Origin of the sequence: Nitratidesulfovibrio sp., assembly GCF_040373385.1 — a bacterium.
In the GTDB taxonomy this organism is placed as follows: domain Bacteria; phylum Desulfobacterota; class Desulfovibrionia; order Desulfovibrionales; family Desulfovibrionaceae; genus Cupidesulfovibrio.
In genome coordinates this window covers 179,384-197,597 of sequence record NZ_JBDXXH010000006.1, presented here as the reverse complement: position 1 = coordinate 197,597, position 18,214 = coordinate 179,384, and the positions used below count along the sequence as shown (strand labels likewise).

General features: G+C 69.6%; 13 protein-coding genes and 1 tRNA gene. 7 read left to right on the top strand and 7 right to left on the bottom strand.

The features are described 5' to 3' along the window. The first annotated feature begins 75 nt into the window (after window positions 1–75). The 3 genes from ABWO17_RS12180 to ABWO17_RS12170 all read left to right on the top strand — a co-directional run bounded on the left by ABWO17_RS12180 (window position 76) and on the right by ABWO17_RS12170 (window position 1,985). Window positions 76–690 (top strand): flavodoxin family protein, encoded by a 615-nt coding sequence (locus tag ABWO17_RS12180; protein ID WP_353118885.1) that lies wholly within the window; start codon window positions 76–78, stop codon window positions 688–690. A 139-nt stretch (window positions 691–829) separates the two neighbouring features. Further along, a complete protein-coding gene (locus ABWO17_RS12175) occupies window positions 830–1,336 on the top strand; it encodes a rhodanese-like domain-containing protein (RefSeq protein WP_353118883.1) in 507 nt (168 codons plus the stop codon). 112 nt (window positions 1,337–1,448) lie between these two features. After that, window positions 1,449–1,985 carry a VanZ family protein gene (locus ABWO17_RS12170; RefSeq protein WP_353118881.1) on the top strand — a complete coding sequence of 179 codons (537 nt, stop codon included), beginning with the start codon at window positions 1,449–1,451 and terminating at the stop codon, window positions 1,983–1,985. A 261-nt stretch (window positions 1,986–2,246) separates the two neighbouring features. Here the strand turns inward: ABWO17_RS12170 and ABWO17_RS12165 are convergent, their stop codons facing one another. Together ABWO17_RS12165 and ABWO17_RS12160 are read right to left on the bottom strand one after the other, a co-directional pair. Continuing rightward, window positions 2,247–2,468: a SlyX family protein gene (locus tag ABWO17_RS12165; RefSeq protein ID WP_353118879.1), complete on the bottom strand. Its 222-nt coding sequence runs from the start codon at window positions 2,466–2,468 to the stop codon at window positions 2,247–2,249. Between the two features lie 87 nt (window positions 2,469–2,555). Continuing rightward, on the bottom strand, window positions 2,556–3,023 hold the full coding sequence (locus ABWO17_RS12160) for an EVE domain-containing protein (protein ID WP_353118877.1): 468 nt from the start codon (window positions 3,021–3,023) through the stop codon (window positions 2,556–2,558). Window positions 3,024–3,170: 147 nt separating this feature from the next. Between ABWO17_RS12160 and ABWO17_RS12155 the strand changes: the two genes are divergently transcribed. Both ABWO17_RS12155 and ABWO17_RS12150 read left to right on the top strand, forming a co-directional pair. Beyond that, entirely contained in the window at window positions 3,171–4,448 is a 1,278-nt protein-coding gene (locus tag ABWO17_RS12155) for a hypothetical protein (protein WP_353118875.1), read from the top strand. Next, window positions 4,448–5,869 carry a magnesium and cobalt transport protein CorA gene (locus tag ABWO17_RS12150; protein WP_353118873.1) on the top strand — a complete coding sequence of 474 codons (1,422 nt, stop codon included), beginning with the start codon at window positions 4,448–4,450 and terminating at the stop codon, window positions 5,867–5,869. Before ABWO17_RS12155 ends, ABWO17_RS12150 begins: the two co-directional genes overlap by 1 nt. Window positions 5,870–5,969: 100 nt before the next feature. Here the strand turns inward: ABWO17_RS12150 and ABWO17_RS12145 are convergent, their stop codons facing one another. Beyond that, complete coding sequence (locus tag ABWO17_RS12145) at window positions 5,970–8,243, bottom strand: YgiQ family radical SAM protein (RefSeq protein WP_353118947.1); 2,274 nt, start codon at window positions 8,241–8,243, stop codon at window positions 5,970–5,972. Between the two features lie 384 nt (window positions 8,244–8,627). Here ABWO17_RS12145 and ABWO17_RS12140 point away from each other — a divergent pair, with 384 nt between their 5' ends. After that, a complete protein-coding gene (locus ABWO17_RS12140) occupies window positions 8,628–12,335 on the top strand; it encodes an ATP-binding protein (protein WP_502914912.1) in 3,708 nt (1,235 codons plus the stop codon). Window positions 12,336–12,499: 164 nt separating this feature from the next. Here ABWO17_RS12140 and ABWO17_RS12135 read toward each other — a convergent pair whose 3' ends face one another. The 4 genes from ABWO17_RS12135 to nhaA form a co-directional block, all read right to left on the bottom strand. Beyond that, the gene (locus tag ABWO17_RS12135; RefSeq protein ID WP_353118869.1) at window positions 12,500–12,841 is read right to left on the bottom strand and encodes an EF-hand domain-containing protein; all 342 of its coding nucleotides are present in this window, start codon (window positions 12,839–12,841) and stop codon (window positions 12,500–12,502) included. Window positions 12,842–13,163: 322 nt separating this feature from the next. Then, window positions 13,164–15,218, bottom strand: coding sequence for a methyl-accepting chemotaxis protein (locus ABWO17_RS12130; protein WP_353118867.1), 2,055 nt, complete (start codon window positions 15,216–15,218; stop codon window positions 13,164–13,166). A gap of 317 nt (window positions 15,219–15,535) precedes the next feature. After that, window positions 15,536–15,611 (bottom strand) — tRNA-Asn (locus ABWO17_RS12125). Between the two features lie 100 nt (window positions 15,612–15,711). After that, on the bottom strand, window positions 15,712–17,100 hold the full coding sequence (gene nhaA / locus ABWO17_RS12120) for a Na+/H+ antiporter NhaA (RefSeq protein WP_353118865.1): 1,389 nt from the start codon (window positions 17,098–17,100) through the stop codon (window positions 15,712–15,714). 318 nt (window positions 17,101–17,418) lie between these two features. On the opposite strand from nhaA, the gene ABWO17_RS12115 reads away from it, so the two are divergent. Next, entirely contained in the window at window positions 17,419–18,099 is a 681-nt protein-coding gene (locus ABWO17_RS12115; protein WP_353118863.1) for a methyltransferase family protein, read from the top strand. The last annotated feature ends 115 nt before the right edge of the window (window positions 18,100–18,214 follow it).

The window sequence follows — 18,214 nt, the reverse complement described above, 5'->3', positions numbered from 1 at the left end:
GCGCGGCCCCGCCTCCGGACGGCGCGGGCCATGTGACCACCCACCATGTCCCAATCCCAACCGGAGGATATTCCCATGCATGTCGTCGTCTTTAACGGCAGCCCCCGCAAGAACGGCAACACGTCCATCCTGCTCGGCACCGTCCGGCGCGAACTTGAGGCCGCGGGCGTCACCACCGAGGAATTCCGCGTGGGCGGCAAGGCCGTGCGCGGCTGCATCGCCTGCATGAAGTGTTTTGAAAAGCAGGACGGCCAGTGCATCCAGACCGGCGACCCCATGAACGAGTGGATCGCCGCCATGCACAAGGCCGATGGCGTGATTTTGGGGTCCCCCACCTATTTCGCCAACGTCTCCACGGAAATGAAGGCCCTCATCGACCGCGCGGGCATGGTGTCCATCGCCAACGGCGGCGCCCTGCGCATGAAGGTGGGCGCACCCGTGGTGGCCGTGCGGCGCGGCGGCGCGCAGCAGGTGTACAACGGGCTGATGGCCTTTTTCGGCATCGCCGAGATGGTGGTGCCGTGTTCCAGCTACTGGAACGTGGGCATTGGCCTGGCCCCCGGCGACGTGAGCGGCGACGAGGAAGGCATTCGCACCATGGTCAACCTGGGCCGCAATATGGCCCATGTGCTGCAATGTCTGAAGAACGGGCCGGAGGCGCCGGCTTCCTTGAAAGGCGGCGAAGTTTAGGAAATGACTGGCGGAACGCAAGCGCGACCCGCCAAACCATGCGTCTGCCATGCGGCGCGGCCGGGCTTTTCGTCCTGACCGCGCCGTGTTACGTGGCGGGCAGGATGGATCCGTGCACGGGGGGGAAGGGGAACGGCGGATGGGTGACGGCACGCGGGAATTTCCGGTGGGGCTGCAACGGCAGGCGGACGCTGGCGGCTACGGCCTGCTGGCCCCGGACGAGGCGTGGCGGCGTATCCAGACGGGGGCGCTGGGCGTGGTGGACGTGCGCGATGCGCCGCACTACGAGGCCGGGCACGTGCCCGGCGCGCTGTGTTTTCCCCTGCCGCCCACCTGGATGGCCCGCCTGTTGCGGCGCTGGTGGCTGCACAAGGTACTGTGCGCCGCCCAGTGTCCTTCCGTGGCCTTCGTGTGCGCGGGGGGCACGTCCACCCGCAGCGATTCCGCCGCCCGTGCCGCCGTGGTGCAGGGATTTGCCGTGGCCTATCGCATCGCGGGGGGCATGGACGCCTGGCACGCCGCCGGACTGCCCGTGGAATTCGGCCCCTGCGGGCCGTGCGCACCGCCGGGAGATGAGGCGGGCAACGCTTCGGACCGGGACGGGCGCGATGCCGCACCCCGCCCGGTCTGTTCCGGTGGTGGCTGACGGCTGCGCTGATGGTGGCGCGGCGCGCCACCTCCTGATGCATCGGCCCCTGACCTTCTGTTGACGGCACTTTCACCGGCGGCATGCCCGCCGTTTTTATGCAGGATGCTTCGTGCCCCCTCTCGTGAACGATACCCCGCGCGCCGCTCGGCCTTTGCTCTTTCGGTCTCCGCAAGCGCTGCTGGCCCTGCTGGCCGGGCATCCGTGGCGGCTGGCCTGCACCCGGTGCGCCTGGGCGCTGGCCGTGGCCGTGGTGATGTACCATTCGCTGATACCCCAGCCGGACATGCTTCTGGACGTGCCGAACATCGACAAGGTGTGGCACGCGCTGGCCTATCTGGTGTTGGCGGTGCTGGCGGCGGGGTCCCTGTGGGGCAACCCGCCGTCGCCCTTTCTGCCCCGTGTGGCGCGCCGGGCGGCGTGGTCCATGGCCCTGCTGGGCGTGGCCATGGAGTTTGCGCAGGCCTTCCTGCCCGGCAGGATGGCCTCGGCGGCGGACGTGGCCGCCAACACGGCGGGTGCCTGGCTAGGCGTGCTGCTGGCCGGGGGGCTGGCAAGGCATCTGGCCCGCTGGCATGCCGCGTTTTACGGTGATGCCGCATCCGACCGGGACGCGGTGTCCCCGGTTTTCCCGGCTTCCCCGGATTGATCGGCACCGGGATGGTCCGGATTTCGCGCGGACAGGAGCGCGGACAGGGGCGCGGACAGGAGCGTGGACAGTCCGGTCCGAGGGTTCTCCGGAGAGTCTTTCAGGAGAACGCGTGTGGTTCACCCGCGCCGGAAAAGGCCGGGTTTGCGCCCTGCAACGAAAACCGGCGGACGGGTTGCCCCGGCCGCCGGTAATGCGCAATGCACCAGCTGCGTGAAACTGGCCCGGTTGCCTGAAATTGTTCCGGTTGCGCGAAATTCCCTACAGATAATGCGGCGGCGGACCGGTGTCCTCGCCGCCGTCGTCTTCCATCGCCCTGGTCAGCGAGCGCAGCCGTTCGCGCGTGGCTTCCAGCAGCCGTTCCGCCTCGTCCAGTTGGGCCTGTTGGCGCACCAGCGCGTCGTTCAGTTCGCGCAGGGTCTGCTCCTGAAAATAGACGGTTTCTTCCAGCCGGGTCAGGCGGTCTTCCAGTTCCTTGGTCATGGCGTGTGTCCGTGATGTTGCGTTGGGTGGTCCATGCCCGGCGGGCGCGGTCTTGCCGTGAATGGGGCCGGGCGATGGGGTGGGGCGTCAGGCCGGGGTATCGGCCAGGCGCAGCACCGTTGCGTATTCCTGCGGGCTTACCGGCTGCACGGAAAGGCGGCTGCCCTTGCGCAACAGTTCCATGTCCGCCAGTTCCGGCAGGGTGCGCAGTAGGGCCAGCGATACCGGCTGCGCAAACGTGCGCACCAGCCGTACGTCCACCATGAACCAGCGCGGCTTGTCCGGCGTGGAGGCCGGGTCGAAGTGGCGGTCTTCCGGGTTCCAGGCGGTGTGGTCGGGGTAGGCCTCGCGCACGATTTCCACCACCCCCGCCACCGAGGGGTTGGTGACGCTGTGGTAGAACAGCCCAAGGTCGCCCAGGCGCATGTCGCGCATGAAGTTGCGGGCCTGGTAGTTGCGCACGCCGTCCCAACTGGTGGTGGCGCCGGGCAGGGCGCCCAGGTGGGCGATGGAGAAGCAGCCGGGCTCGGTCTTGAACAGCCAGTGGCGGGGCATGTCGCCTCCTTGCGGGGTTGCGTGGTCGATGCGCCGGACGATACCCGCGCCGCGCTCCTCCGTAAAGCCCGCGCCGCGCGGCGCACTTGGCGGTGGCTGCGTTTTGGCGTAGGGGGGAGCTAAGGCGGGAATTCCGCCGGAGGGTCCATGAAGGAGCGCAGGCCACCCCACCGCAAGGTGCTTCCTTTCCGCCGCATCCGCCGTGGCGGCGGAACAGGCGGCGACGTGCCGTTCGGTGCTCCGCGCCCGTCTGGCCCGTCTGGCTCATCTGGCCTGTCTGGCGATTTCGTGGCGCCGGATGGCCCTGCTGGTGGCCCCCATCCGCCCCATCCGCTCCATCCGCCACATCCGCTCCATCCGCCCCATATGGGCGGCACCGCCGGGCCGGACCTGACGGGCGACTCCCGCGCCACGCATGGTGGCGGCAAGCCGCCGGAACTGGTTGTGGTGCCGAGTCGGGGGGGCAATACCCGCACCCCTCGCGCACTGGGGGCCATGGCCCCGTCCGGCTCGCCCTTCCAGTGCATGGATGGCCTTGCCAGCCTAGTCGGCTCGATGGGGCCAGACGGTCCGGAAGGCATCTCTCGCCATCCCGGCAGACAGCCCGCGTTGCGTCGCCTGCCGTTGCTCAGGCGCATCTTGCGCCGCTTCGCCGATGCCGCCGCCCGGCGCATCGGCAGCCTGTGCGGCGTGGGCTGCGTGGTCACCCCCGGCGAGACGCAACTGTGCGACATGGCAGGCTGCGCCGGATTGCTGGCGCGGCCCGCCATGCACCGCTTTGGCGTGGTGCCGCTGGAGGGTATGGCCGCGCTGTTGTTCGACCCTTCCCTGCGGGATGCGGTTACCTGGCTGGGACTGGGCGTGGACCCGCGCATGATGACGGGCGTCAGGACAAGCGATTGCACGGGCGGCCCGGCAAGCCGCCAGGCAAGCACCCGGTTGCATGGGGGGGCCGGTGGATACGCCATGCCGCCCCTGCCGGGTGCCAGCGGCCGCAACGGCTGGCTGCCCGGCCATGCGGAGGCGGGGCTGTGCGTTCATCTTGGCCGCCAGTTGCAGCTTGATCTGGAATGGGCCTTTCTGCCGTATTTCGAAATAGAGACCTCCGGCTGCGACGCCCCCCCCGGCGAGCCGGGCGGACAGCCCGCCCACGCCCGAGAGCTGCTGCGCCCCGACTGGACGGCCCTTGGCGAGCCGCTGGTGGCCACCCCCTTCACGGTGTCCCTGCACTGGCCGCTGCCCGTTGCCGCCCCGTTGCAGGCCGACCCGCCCTTACCCCGGGAGCTGGCACCCCCGCCGCTGGGGGCACCCTCCATGCCGCCCCCGTCTTCCCCGTCGCACCCGTCGCACCGGGCGGCCCTGTCTTCCCCGTCTCTCCTGTCGCACGGGGGGGGCTGTCTCCCGCGCCATGGGGCGGGCGCCTGATGCTGGTGCTGCCCCTGTCCATGCTGCTGCCGCTGGCGGACCTGCTGTCCGACGATACCGCGCTGCTGACCCCGGACCACACCGAATCCGCAGAATCGGTCCACGACCGCTTGCAGGTGCTGCCCGACGCGGAACTTGCCGCGCGACTGGCGGAGGGGCACCCGCAGACGGCGGCGGTGGTGGCGGCCCGGCTGGCCCCGCAGCGGCGTGACGCGGTGCTGACGCTGCTGGGGCCGGAACTGGCCGCCGAAGTACGGCGGCGCATGGCCCGGCGGCGGCTGTTCCGGCAGGTGCTGTCGCCGGAACAGCGTTTCGTGGTGCGTACCCTGGCCCTGGGCGAGGTGCACGCCGCGCAGGCGTTGGCGGCCATGCGGCCCGAGGCGGTGGCCCGTTTCGTGCGGGTCCTGCGCGGTCTGGGGCGCGGGCTGGGGTCGCTGTACGCGGAACAGGTGGAGGCCGTGCTGCGCGAAGACGGGGCGAACGTGGCGGGGGCGGAGGATATGGTGCTGGAGGGCGAGGCCCAGGTGCGTCGCCTGCTGATGCGGGCCCTGGGGCCGGACGACATGCGCAGCGTGCGGGCCTGCCTGGAGGCAGAGGCTGCGGGCCCGGACGCGTCATTCCCTGCGGGTGAAGGGGAAGGCGCGGTTGCCGGAAGCGGAGATTTCGCGCAGGGCGGCCTTGGCTGCGGGGATGGTGGGCACGAGACCGAACCGTTCGCCCCGTTGCTGGGGGTGCCCGCCGTAACGCTGGCCCGCCTGCTGACGGCGGAGGGGCTGGCCGTGACCGTGGCGGTGCTGCGTCACCTGGCCCTGCGCGATGCGCGGCGGGCGGCGGCGGTGCTGGGCGCGCTGCCCACGGCCTGGGCCGGGCCGGTGGCGGTGGGGCTTTCGCCAGAGGTGGCGGAAACCGGTGGCTGGATGCCGGAAAGGGTAGGGCCTGCCGTACGCGATGGGTGGGGCGGGCCGAATGCGCCCGATGAGCCCGATGAGCCCGATGAGTTGGACGAGCCCGATGAGTTGAACGCGCCCGACGAGTTGGACGAGTCTGGCGGACAGAGCGGGCTGTCCGGTACCCCGGCTCGTGCTGTCCGGTCCGGCTCGCTGGAGGCGCTGCTGGTGGCGGAAAACGCCCTGTGCCATGCCCTGCCGGAGGAGCACGCCTGCCGGGTGCTGGCCCTGCCGGTGCCCCGTGAGGAAAGCGGGCGCGATGCACCGCCCGCCACGGCGCTGGCAGCCCTGCTGCGTCATGGCGGCGACGCGGTGCGCGAGGCCGCGTTGCAGGCCCTGCGCCGCCACCGTTCGGGCGGCGGCAAGGGCGATGCTGCCCCTCGCGAAGGCACCTGGCCCGGCGGCGCGGGGTGCCCCGTATCCCCTGCCGCAGAAGACGGCCCGTCGTCCCCTTCCGATGACGATGTAAGCTGACGCACTGCCCGATGGGCAAGGTCGGCCTGGGCGGCGCAGTCAGCGGTACCTTGCCGGTGCGCCGCTCGTGATGCCGGACGTACCGTCAGGCCGGGCGGCGTCAGCGGTTTCTTCCGCCGCCCCCCTTGGTGCCGCGCCTGTCACTATGCGAGCCGGGGCGAGAGCCGGGCCGGGAGTCGGGCCGTGAGCCGGGACGGGAATCGGGGTGCGGGGTGCTGCGCTTGTCATCGCGTGCATCATTTCGGTTGGCATTACGCCCGTCGTTGCCATGCCCGCCCGATCTGTCGCCAGGCTTGCCGCCCGGCCTGCCGCCCGGTCCGGTTCCGTGGCCGCGCTGGTCGCGGCCTTCGTCATTCCTTCGTTCCCGATCCCGCCGATCCTGCCCGCCGGGCCTCTCGTTGGGCCTGCCCCCCGGCCTGTTCCCGGGCCCGCCCGCCGGACGACCAGGCGCTGCGGGCGGCAGGCCGAAGTCCGGAATCAGGATGCGGTGCTGGCGCAGTCGTTGCGCATCGGTGCGGGCCACGGGCACGGGGTTGCCCTGCGGGTCGATGCCCGCGAAGAACATGGCCGTGGCCACGGTGCCGGGGGTGGGGATGAAGCATTGCACCTGCTTGGGCGACCAGCCGCGCGCGGCCAGCCAGCGGGACAGGGTGCGCATGTCGTCGTCGGTGCAGCCGGGAAAGGCGCTGAGCAGGTAGGGCACCACATACTGTTCCTTGCCCGCCGCCGTCGAATGGTCGGCGAAGGCGGTCAGGAAGCGCTCGAACACGGCAAGGCCGGGCTTGCGCATCAGGTCCAGCACGCTGTCGCAGATGTGTTCCGGGGCTACCTTCAGCTGGCCGCCGGTGAATTCCATGGTATAGGCGCGCAGGGCTTCCTCGTCGCGCAGGGCAAGGTCGAAGCGCACCCCGCTGGCCACGCGCACGTGGCGCACGCCGGGGGTGGCGCGCACTGCGCGCAGCAGTTCCACGGCCTCGGACTGGTCCACGGCAAAGCCGGGGCACACGCGCGGGTGCATGCAGCTTGCCCGGCGGCAACGGGCCGGGTCCAGGGTGCAGCGGGCCTTCCACATGTTGGCGCTGGGGCCGCCCACGTCGCTGACCGAACCGCTGAAACGCTCCATGTCGTTCAGGCGCATTGCCTCGTCCAGCACCGAATCGCGGCTGCGCGAGGCGATGCGCCGCCCCTGGTGCAGGGCCAGCGAGCAGAACGAACAGCCGCCACCGCACCCCCGGTGGGTGGTGATGCTGGTGCGGATCATTTCTTCGGCGGGGACGGGTTCGCGGTGGGCGGGGTGCGCCCGCCGGGCAAAGGGCAGGGCGTACAGCGCGTCCATCTCGTCCGGGGACAGGGGCGGCGCAGGCGGGGCCAGCAGCACGGCCCGCGACGTGGCGGTGTCGTCCACGGGCTGGATGGCCCGCGCGTCGCCGCGGTGCACGTGGCGCTCCAGCAGCAGGGTGGCGCGCATGAGCAGGCGCGGGTCCGCCATGATGGCCGCGTGCGAGGGCAGGCGCATGAGCGGGATGGTGCCGGGGTTGGATTGGTCCGGGCCGTGCTGATCGTTGTCGCCCGGTTCGCCGTCGCCCGGTTCGTCGCCTGTCCCCCGTGCGGCATCCTCTGCCGGGGTTGCGTTCCACTCGGCCATCCGGCCCATGCGGGCCGTGCCGGGGATGCCATCGAAAATTTCCGCAAGGGGGGGCAGCAGGGCGGCGTCGTAGGCGTCCGCTCCCGCGGCCTCCATGGCGGTGTCCAGCGCGCAGGTCGCGTCCAGCAGGGCGCGTTCGCCCATGCCCCACACCAGCAGGTCGGCCTTGGCATCCATGAGAATGGGCCGCCGCAGGGCGTCGGTCCAGAAATCGTAGTGGCTGATGCGCCGCAGCGATGCCTCTATGCCGCCCAGCACCACGGGCAGGCCGGGAAAGGCTTGGCGCGCCAGGTTGGCGTAGACGATGGCCGCGCGGTTGGGACGCGCCCCGGCCTGACCGCCGGGGGTGAAGGCATCGTCGTGGCGCTTCTTGCGGAAGGCGGTGTAGTGGGCCAGCATGGAATCGAGCGAACCCGCCGAAATGCCGGTGAACAGGCGGGGGCGGCCCATGCGGGCCACGTCGTCCGGTGTGTCCCAGCGGGGCTGGGCCACGATGCCGGTGCGAAAGCCGTGCGCCACCAGCCAGCGGCCCAGCAGGGCCATGGCGAAGGTGGGGTGGTCCACGTAGGCATCGCCGGAGACGAGCAGCACGTCCAGCCGGTCCCAGCCAAGGTCGCGCATCTCGCGCGCGGTGGTGGGCAGAAAGGCGGGCTGGGGCAGGGGCGTGCGCCCGCGTTGCGGAACGTATGCCGCAGGGCATGCCCCGGATGGGACCGCGCGGCGCGGCATGGTGCCGCCGGGCCTGGCGCGGCGGTGGTCGTGGCTGGAATGTCGCATGCGCGGACTATAGTGGCGGGCAGGGGGGCAGGCAAGGAGAAGCACCCGATTCCCGGCGGCCCGAGTGGCTCATGCCGGATGGTTGGGCCGTACGGTCATGACAGATGGTTGGGCCGTATGGTCATGACGGATAGCTGGGCCGTACGGTCATGACGGATAGCTGGGCCGTACGGTCATGACAGATGGTCGGGCCGTACGGTCATGACGGATAGCTGGGCCGTACGGTCATGACAGATGGTTGGGCCGTACGGCCCGGGGGGGGGCTGTTGCCTTCGCCCCCGGTTTCGCGCAGTATGCCGGGTGCCCCCCGATACTGGGGACCCCCGTGAGGACGCCATGCGCAAGGATGATGCCGACGGGGCAGCGCAGCCCTGTCACCCCAACACGAATCATGTGCCGGACCCCGTGCCGTCGCATGCACCGGACCCTGCATCGGACCGTACCACCGTCACCGCAAGCGGCCAGGCGGTACCATGCGGATTCCCCGATGCGTGTGCCGATGCGTGCGCTGGTGCGTGTGACAGCGTGCGCCTGCCCGGTGACGCTGACCGGGACCGCCTGCGCACGCTGGAGGAGGAAAACCGCCGCCTGCGCGAGGCCCTGGGGCTGCGCCCCGACGATCCCGTGCCGGGCGGCGCGCCTGTCTGTTCCGATTCGGCAGGGCCGGCAGGGGCGGCAGATTTTCCCGCTCCGGCCGATGGCCTTGCTCCGTCCGGCGTCTCCGGTTCTTTCACCCCACCCGTGTCCTTCGCTGGCGAAACCTCCCCGCCACGCCCCACGCCGGGGCGCTGGGGCGGCTGGCCCCTGCACCCGCGCGAGTTGGCCGACCCCGCTGTGGAAATGGCCGCCCCGGCCGTGGACGGGCTGGTCTGCGCCTACGTTTCCGACATCGACACCCACGAGATACTGCACGTCAACGCCGCGTTGCGCCGCCTTGTGGGCGACTGCGAGGGCCGTCGCTGCCACGAGGCGTTGCAGGGCCGTGATGCCCCCTGCCCCTTCTGCAACAATGGCCGCCTGCGCGACGAGCCGGACAAGGCCCACGTCTGGGAGTTCCGCAACCCGGCCCTGAACCGCTGGTTCCGCTGCATCGATCGGCTGGTTCCGCTGGGCGACGGGCGTCTGGCCCGGTACGAACTGGCGGTGGACATCACCGACATGAAGGAGACGGAAGAGGCCATGCGCCGCTTTCGTGCCGCGCTGGATGCCACGGCCGAGGCCATCTTCCTCATCGACCCGGTGACCGGGCTGCACGTGGACGTCAACCGGGGGGCCTGCGCCCTGCTGGGGCTTTCGCGCGAGCAATTGCTGACCATGGGCCCCTGCGACATCAACCCCACCCTTACCCGCGACCGCTGTCTGGAAATATCGCGCACCGTGCTCAGCGGCACGCCGCTGCTGGACCAGGAGGCACGCTACTGCCGGGGCGACGGCACCCTGGTGCCCGTGGAACTCAGCACCAGCGCATGGCATTCCTCGCGCGGGGATCTTATCGTGGCGGTGGCGCGCGACATTTCGGAGCGGGTGCGCACCCGCAACGAGATGCAGTTGCGCCTGCTGTACGACCGGGTGCTGTCCACCTGCGCGCGCGACCTTCTGGCGCGCCCCTGCGCCGACGACACGCTGCTCGTGGTGCTGGAAAGCCTGCGCGAGGCTGCCGGGGCCTGCCGGGTGTACATTTTCGAGAACCACGAGGACGCGCAAGGCAACCGTTGCTGCTCGCAACGCTACGAACGGTGCGCGCCGGGGGTGCCGCCCCAGATCGACAACCCGTTGCTGCGCGACGTGCCCTACGCCACCGTCATTCCCCGCTGGGGGCAGGAACTGGAGGCGGGCCGGGTGATTCGGGGGCCGGTGGCAACCTTTCCCGAGTCGGAGCGGGTGGTCCTGCAATCGCAGGGCATCCGGTCACTGCTGGTGCTGCCCATCGTGGCGCAGGGACGATGGTACGGGTTCATCGGCTTTGACGACACCCGCAGGCCGAGGGTGTGGGAATCGGTGGATCTCAAGTTCCTGCAAACGGCGGGCGAGATCATCGGCGCCGCGCTGGAGCGCCGCAGGACGGAACAGGCCCTGGCCGAATCGGCGCGCGGGCTGGAGGAAGCCAGCCGGGCCAAGAGCGAGTTCCTGGCCAACATGAGCCACGAGATACGCACCCCGCTCAACGCCATCATCGGCCTGACCGAACTTTCATTGCAAGAGCACCTGCCTGCTGACGTGGCCGAGAACCTGCGCGCCGCGCTGGTTTCGGCAGAGGCGTTGCTGGGCATCGTCAACGACCTGCTGGATCTTTCGCGGGTGGAGGCGGGCAAGCTGCGGTTGGAGTGCATCGATTTCGCCCCGGCGCGGCTGGTGCGCGGGGTGATGCGCGTCATGGGCCACACGGCGGAGCGCAAGGGCCTGTCCCTGACCCTGCACATCGACCGCGACGTGCCCCGCCACCTGCGCGGCGACCCCGGCAGGCTGCGCCAGGTGCTGGTGAACTTCATCAGCAACGCGATCAAGTTCACCGACGAAGGTGGGGTGCATGTGGTGGTTTGCCGGGCGGAACCGCCGGGTGAAGCCGAGATGGGGCATGCTCCGGCCGTGGGGGGCGTGGCGGAGGGGCCCGCTGCGCCCAATGCGCCCGATATGGCTGGTGGCGGCACGCGTGCCGCGCGGGATGCGGGCCTGTCAGTTATGTCGAGCCTGTCGGGCATGTTTCCGGACAGGCCTTCGGAAATGTCCCCGAGGATGCACCCGCACGGCGACACGCAGTGGCTGTGTTTTTCGGTGCGCGATACGGGCATCGGCATTCCGGGCGACAAGCACGACCTGATTTTCGAGAATTTCCGGCAGGCGGATGCCTCCACCGCGCGGCGCTATGGCGGCTCTGGCCTTGGGCTTGCCATCTGCCGCAAGTTCACGGACATGATGGGCGGCCACATCGTGCTGGACAGCATGCCGGGGCAGGGCAGCACCTTTCGCGTGCTGTTGCCTTTCGGTACATGCGAGGCGGGCGTGCACGCCGCCTCGGCGACGGGCGGTCAACCGGATGCGGATGTTTCCGCCCCGCCACAGGTGATGGAACACGCCTCGGGGGCCGCCTGGCGCGGCAGCGCGCCGGGGGTGGCCCGTGTCACCCCGCCCTGGCCGCCCCGGCCGCCCTGGCCGCCCCGGCCGCCCCGGCCGCCCTGCCCCACGGCCAGTGAATCGTTGCAGGTGTTGCTGGTGGAATCGGACGACGTGAACCGCCACGCCGTCAGCCGCGCCCTGTCACGCGGCGGGCACCACCCGGTGACGGCCGCCGCCGGGCGCGAGGCGCTGGAGGCGGCGCGCGTGCGGCGTTTCGACTTGGTCATCACCGACGCGCATCCGCGCGACATGGACGGGGCCGACGTGGTGCGCGCCCTGCGCCGCCTGACCGATGCGGCCACCCCCGCCGACGTGCCGGTGCTGTTCATGACCGGCGACCCCGCCGGAGTGGACCACCCCGCGCTGGATGCCGCTGGCGGGGTGTCCGTGGCCCTGAAGCCGGTACGGTTGAAGACGCTGCTGGCCGCCGTGGAAGACATGGTGGGCGGTGCCGGAGAGGATGCCTTGCGCCGGTCGGCGCCCGCGCCGGTGGACGAAGTGCCGGTGTTCAACGAGGCCACGCTGCTTGTGGGCGGCGACGAGGCTTCGCTGCGCTTCCTGCGCCAGTCGGGCACGCTGCGCGAAAGCCTGTGGTCGGCCATGGACCGGGGCAGCCGGGTGGAGCTTCTCGCCCTGTCACACCTGTTGCGCCTGGAGGCGGAGGCCATCGGCGCCGAACGGGTGCGCCAGATGGCCGAGCGGATGGAACTGCGCACCCGGTCCACCGGCGCGGAAGAAACGCGCCCGGTGTTCATGCTGCTGATGGATGCCTTGAACCAGTTGGAGCACGAACTGCGCAAGATGCAGCGCGGCGCGTTGTCAGCGGAGGAAGATGCGGGTGCCGCATCGGGTGCCGGATCGGGGGCCGGACCGGGCACAGGACCGGATGCGGAATCGGACGCCGGACCGGATTCGGGAGAAATGGCGTAGCCACGGTGCCCGGCGGTTTTTTGGGCCGGTGCGCCGGTGGAAGGCGGGCCGTGCGGAACGGGCAGGCGCGCTGGTTTGCCGCAGGAAAGGAAACGGGCCGGTAACTACCGGCCCGTATCGCATTTCAAGGGGGGTGCCGTTGCACCGTGGTAGCGCGGGGGCGGCTACTTGGCGGGGGGCTGGATGAGCGGGGCGGACCCCATGCCGCCCATGCCCTTGGGCATGGTGGTGTCTTGCCCGTCCTTGGGGCCCATGCCGCCGCCCATGCCCATGCCGCCCTGGCCGTGGTGGGCGCGGAAGGCGTCCCATTCCTCGTGGGTAAGGGCGCCGTTGGCGTCGGTGTCGATGGCGTCGAAGGCGGGCTTCTTCATCTGCGGGAACCCGGCGGAAAATTCCTCCCAGGTCACGCTGGCGTTGCCATCCTTGTCCATGGCGGAGAACTTGTCGTCGGCCTGGGCCGTGGCGGCGCACAGCAGCATGATGGCTGCCGGGATGATGCGTTTCATGGTGCCTCCTGCGGGCTTCGGGTTGCGGTGCGGGTGCGCTGTCGGGTGGCGTGCGCGCGCTCCGTACCGCCATGTATAGGCCCGTGGCGGTGTTGGTCAACAGTCGGAAGCGGGCGGAAGCGTCGGAAGCGGGCAGAAGTGTCGGAAGCGTCGGAAGCGACGGTACGGCCCCCCGGCGGTTTCGGCAGGGGCACCGCCAGCGGGGACGCAAAAGGGCCGGAATGGCGCGTACGCCGTTCCGGCCCTGCCTGTGCATTGGCAGTGCATCGGCACGTTTGGCGGCAACCGTCCGGTGTGCCGCGTCCTGCGTGCCGCGTGCCAGCTACGCGGTCGTGGCCTCGCGCTTCATGCCGTCGATGACGGTCTTCATCTCCTGCGACTGGCGGGCCAGTTCGGTGACGGCCACGGACGACTGGCGCATGGCGTCGGAGGTTTCCGCAGAAATGCGGCTGATGTCCTCGATGGAATGGTTGATCTCCTCGCTGGTGGCGGACTGCTGTTCCGCCGCCGTGGCGATGGAGCGCACCTGCTCCGAGGTAACTTCCACCAGTTGCACGATGGATTGCAGCGCTTCGCCCGACTTGTTGGCGAGGCCGGTGGCGGTATCGATGAGCTGCACCGCCTGCTCCACGTTGTCGATGTTGCGGCGGGTGCCGTGCTGGATGTTGCGGATGGCGTCGCCCACCTCGCGGGTGGCGTTCATGGTCTTTTCGGCCAGTTTGCGCACCTCGTCGGCCACCACGGCAAAGCCGCGTCCGGCGTCACCGGCGCGGGCCGCCTCGATGGCCGCGTTCAGCGCCAGCAGGTTGGTCTGGTCGGCGATGTCGGTGATCACGTTCATGACCTGGCCGATGCCTTCGGCCTGCGTGCCCAGGCTCTGCATGTCCGTCTTGAGGGACAGCGCCTGGGTCTGCGCGTCCGCGATGCTGCGCACCACGTCGGTGACCAGGGTGGCGCCGTTTTCGGCCCTGCCCTTGGCGTTCTCGGCGGATTCCGCGGCCTGGGAGGCATTGCGCGCCACTTCCAGCACCGTGGCGTTCATTTCTTCCATGGCGGTGGCCGTCTCGCCCACGCGGGCGCTCTGGCTTTCCGCGCCCTTGCTGGACTGTTCGACCTGAGCGGAAAGTTCCTCCGAGGCGGAGGTGACGATTTCCACCACGCTTTCCAGCTTGGCGGCCGCTTGCAGCATGCCTTCGGCGCGGGCGCGTACGGCGGCGGCGCGGGCTTCTTCGGCCTCGCGTCCGGCCCTGGCTGCCCGGGCCGATTCCTCGTTGGCCATGCGGGTCTTTTCGTCGGCCTCGGCGATCTTGCCCTTGAGGCTGGTCACCATGGTGCGCAGGCTGTCGGCCAGCTTGCCGATTTCGTTGCGCTGCGCAAGGTCAAGAGTGTCGTCCAGATTGCCTGCCGCCACGGTGGAGGCGTATCCTTCCAGCTTCTTGATGGGGCGCACGGCGATGCGGTCGAGGGCGAACAGGCTGACCGCGATGAGTGCAGCCATGGCCGCGATGCCCATGGCGATCATGTAGTTGCGCTGGGCCACGGCGGGCGCGGCGATTTCGTCCATGTCCATGGTAATGCCCAGTATCCACGTCCAGTTGGGCACGCGGGTCCAGGTCTGCATCACCTCGCGCCCGTCGCGCGTGATGGTGGACTGGCCGTCGGGCGCGGCGATCATCTGGGCCACGCCGGCGTCGCCGGAAATGTCCTTGAGGATCATGGCGTCATCGGGGTGGCCGATGACCACCCCCTTGGGCGAAAGAAAGAAGGGGCGCCCGGTGTCGCCAATCTTTACGGTGTCGATGTAGTTATCCACCAGCCCGTCGATGGCGTAGGACATGCCCACGCCGCCCAGCACCCGGCCGGACTCGTCGAAGATGGGAGCGGTGACGCTGACGATGAGCTTGCCGGTGGCCAGGCTTTTGGTCGGGGAGGAACTGTAGCCTTCCTTCCCGGCCAGGGTCGCCTTGATGTATTCGCGGTCGGCCAGATGGTTGGGCTTGCCTGCCTTGCCCTGGGTGCGCAGGATGACCTGGCTGCCCTGGGCGTTGAACAGGTAGTAGGTGTTTACCCCAGGCGCTGCCTGCGACATGGCGTTGATCACTTCCGTCGCTGCCCCTTCGAGCGAGGTATCGCCCTGCAGGAACTGGCGCAGCACCGGCACCTTTGATGCCCCGCGCATCATGTCCACTTGACGCAGGCCGAAATCCGAGACCGACTTGGAAATGGTTTCAGCCATCAGGCGCATTTCGCGCTTCTTTTCCGTCAGTCCGTCGTCATAGCCGGTTTTCGCCACCACCACGACCAGCGCCGATTGTATCAGCAATACAACGCCGGCAATGATGATGAGCATGGTCGTACGGATGCTCTGCGAGACCATCTCTGCCATCTCCCTTGTTCATCAGGTGGGTGTGTCTGGTAATGCGAGGTCTTGTATCTAGCACCATGCATCGAGAGGTGTCTATCGACGGGTGTTGTGCGTAACCGCCCGAACGGATTGGCATGGCATGCCAAAACCGATGCCGAACAGGTTATTTTTCACGGGGATATGGTGCCGGGCAGTTGGGGAATTGCCCCCGTGGGAAAATGTGGGAGCAGGGGGATATGGGGCGGATGCCCACTGGCGGGGGCGGGAAGCCGGGGGGCTTCGCGGATGTGAAAAGGGCGCATGACCATGGTCATGCGCCCTGAACATTCTGGCTCCCCGGGACGGACTTGAACCGCCAACCTAGTGATTAACAGTCACCCGCTCTGCCAATTGAGCCACCGGGGAACGTGGCCGACGGTGCGGCGAAGAAGGTGTGTATGGTGAAGCGGCCTCTTTGTCAAGCGCATGGTGCAGGTTTCCGCGCTGGTGGCGGTACTGCGGGGCGTCAGCGTGGTGGGCGGTTGCCCGCGTGATGGGCCGGGGGCGGCGGAGCGGTGCGCAGCACCAGCCATCCGCACACCCCGGCCACCAGGGAGGCAGAAAGGATGCCCAACTTGGCGTAGTCCAGGGTGCGCGCGTCCGCGTAGGCCAGTTGCGCCACGAACAGGGCCATGGTGAAGCCGATGCCCGCCAGCAGGGCCACGCCGTACACGTGCCGCCAGGTCATGTCGCGGGGCAGTCGGGCCAGGCCCAGCTTCACCGGCAGCCACACGGCGGCCAGCACGCCCAACTGCTTGCCGAAGAAGAGGCCCGCAGCCACGCCCATGGTCACCGGGTTGCCCAGGCCCCCCAGCAGGTCCGCGCTGATGGATACCCCGGCATTGGCCAGCGCGAACACCGGCATGATGCCCCAGGCCACCCACGGGGCCAGGGCGTGTTCCAGCCTGCGCAGGGGCGTGGCGGCATGGCGGGCGGCGGTTTCCATGGCCTCGACGGCGGCATGGCGGTGGGCGTCGGCCAGCAGATGCCCGTCGGCAGCGCCGCTTTCCACGGCGCCCAGCAGGCGCCGCCCGGCGGAAACCAGGTCGCCGGGGGTGGCGCGCGCGCGGGCCGGAATGCAGAAGGCCAGCAGCACGCCCGCCACCGTGGCGTGCACGCCCGACTTCAGGAAGGCCACCCAGGTGACGGCACCCGCCAGCACGTAGAACAGGGTGCGCACAACGCCCAGGGCATTGCCCAGCGCGGCCACGGCCAGCCCGGCAAAGCCGATGCCCAGCGCCACCAGCGAGATGTCCGCCGTGTAGAACAGGGCGATGGCCAGCACCGCGCCGATGTCGTCGGCGATGGCCAGGGCGGTCAGGAACACCTTGACCGAAAGGGGCACCCGGTCCCCGGCCAGCGCAAGCACGCCGAGGGCAAAGGCGATGTCGGTGGCCATGGGCACGGCCCAGCCCTGCGCTATGCCGGAAGGATGCCCCAGGTTGAAGGCCAGATAGACCAGCGCCGGGGCCGCCATGCCGCCCGCCGCCGCCAGTACGGGGGGCAGGGCCTGGGCGGGGGTGGCCAGTTCCCCGGCCAGCATCTCGCGCTTGATCTCCAGTCCCACCATAAAGAAGAAGATGGCCATCAGGCCGTCGTTCACCCAGAGGATCAGCGGCTTGCGCAGTTCGAAGCCCTCCGGCCCCATGGCGAAGGGGTGCTGCCAGAAGGCATGCCATGCGGTGGCCAGGGGCGAATTGGCTGCGCACAGTGCAAGCACGGTGCAGGCAAGCAGCAGGATGCCGCTGGCTGCCTCGATGCGCATGAAGGACAGGAAGGGGTCGAGCAGGCGATCGGCAGGGGTCGCAGGCCGTGCGTAGGAAGATCGCAGGTCGTGACCGGTGTCGTGCGTCATGTGGACTCCTGTTGATGGTTTGCAGATGTAACTGTTGATACTATGCATGTATTGCGGACAGTCAAGAAAATGCGGGCGCCATTTTTATCGCTGTCGCAATTCCGGAAGCAGCAAGCCGCGTGCATCCATGCGGCATGACAGCGGGTATACCCTGGTGATGGCGGGGCATGGAACGGAGGATGGCGCGGAACGTGGAGCAGGACATGGCGCTGGCCCGTGCGTGGAAATCGGACCGGCGGGCTGCCGGGGGCTTCCCTGATGGCCGCTGATTCGGGTATGGTGCAGGCGTGGAAAACCCTTCGGCATGGAGGCTCCGCCATGAAACACGACCATCTGGACATCGCGCACGAATACTCCGCGTTGCTGCGGACCGACGAGGCGGACGACCGGCAGCCGGGTTCCTTCCGTCCGCCGCACGGCGAGCCGGATCTGCCCGGCGAACCGGGCGCGGCGGGGGAAGGCCCGTCCATCCCCCGTGTGGTGCCGTCGCACGAGGACGAACGCGCCGGGGGCGTGACGCCGGAGGATCTTTCGCTGTGGGGCGCGGGGCCGCGCATCGTGGTGCCCGCCCTGCTGGCGCAGCTTGGCGGAGCGGGGCTTACCCTGGCCCTGCCGGGGCCTTTCGGCATGGAAATGCTGCCCCACTGGGCCTGGGTGCTCATGGGGCTGTGCGCCCTGCTGCTGGGCACGCTGACCGTGCGTCGCGCCTGGGCGGAGCTGAAGCCGGGCCGCCAGGAGGGGCGCCTGGTCACCGGCGGCCCGTACCGGATCACCCGCAACCCCATCTACGCGGGGTGGATCCTGGGCATTTTGCCGGGCATCGCGCTGTGTTTCGCCTCGTGGCCCATGCTGGCCGGGCCGGTGGTGGCATGGGCGCTGTTCCGCGAGACGGTGGTGGTGGAGGAATCGTTTCTTGCCGCCCGCTTCGGTGATGCATGGGATCGCTACGCTACCCGGGTGAACCGGCTGTGGCCCAACCCGTTCCGCATGTACGGCTGAATTGCGAAAAGGGTGGGGTGCCGCCCGGTCCCATGGGGGGCCGTGGACGTGCCATGGGCCGCCCCTGTTGCCTCATGCCGGTCCCCTGCCTGCCTTATGCCTGGCCCGTAACCGG

Coding starts and splice junctions, on each gene's coding strand:
- ABWO17_RS12180 (WP_353118885.1), top strand. CDS start 76: ATGCATGTCGTCGTCTTTAACGGCAGCCCCCGCAAGAACGGCAACACG.
- ABWO17_RS12175 (WP_353118883.1), top strand. CDS start 830: ATGGGTGACGGCACGCGGGAATTTCCGGTGGGGCTGCAACGGCAGGCG.
- ABWO17_RS12165 (WP_353118879.1), bottom strand. CDS start 2,468: ATGACCAAGGAACTGGAAGACCGCCTGACCCGGCTGGAAGAAACCGTC.
- ABWO17_RS12160 (WP_353118877.1), bottom strand. CDS start 3,023: ATGCCCCGCCACTGGCTGTTCAAGACCGAGCCCGGCTGCTTCTCCATC.
- ABWO17_RS12155 (WP_353118875.1), top strand. CDS start 3,171: ATGAAGGAGCGCAGGCCACCCCACCGCAAGGTGCTTCCTTTCCGCCGC.
- ABWO17_RS12150 (WP_353118873.1), top strand. CDS start 4,448: ATGCTGGTGCTGCCCCTGTCCATGCTGCTGCCGCTGGCGGACCTGCTG.
- ABWO17_RS12145 (WP_353118947.1), bottom strand. CDS start 8,243: ATGCCGCGCCGCGCGGTCCCATCCGGGGCATGCCCTGCGGCATACGTT.
- ABWO17_RS12140 (WP_502914912.1), top strand. CDS start 8,628: ATGCGCAAGGATGATGCCGACGGGGCAGCGCAGCCCTGTCACCCCAAC.
- ABWO17_RS12135 (WP_353118869.1), bottom strand. CDS start 12,841: ATGAAACGCATCATCCCGGCAGCCATCATGCTGCTGTGCGCCGCCACG.
- ABWO17_RS12130 (WP_353118867.1), bottom strand. CDS start 15,218: ATGGTCTCGCAGAGCATCCGTACGACCATGCTCATCATCATTGCCGGC.
- nhaA (WP_353118865.1), bottom strand. CDS start 17,100: ATGACGCACGACACCGGTCACGACCTGCGATCTTCCTACGCACGGCCT.
- ABWO17_RS12115 (WP_353118863.1), top strand. CDS start 17,419: ATGAAACACGACCATCTGGACATCGCGCACGAATACTCCGCGTTGCTG.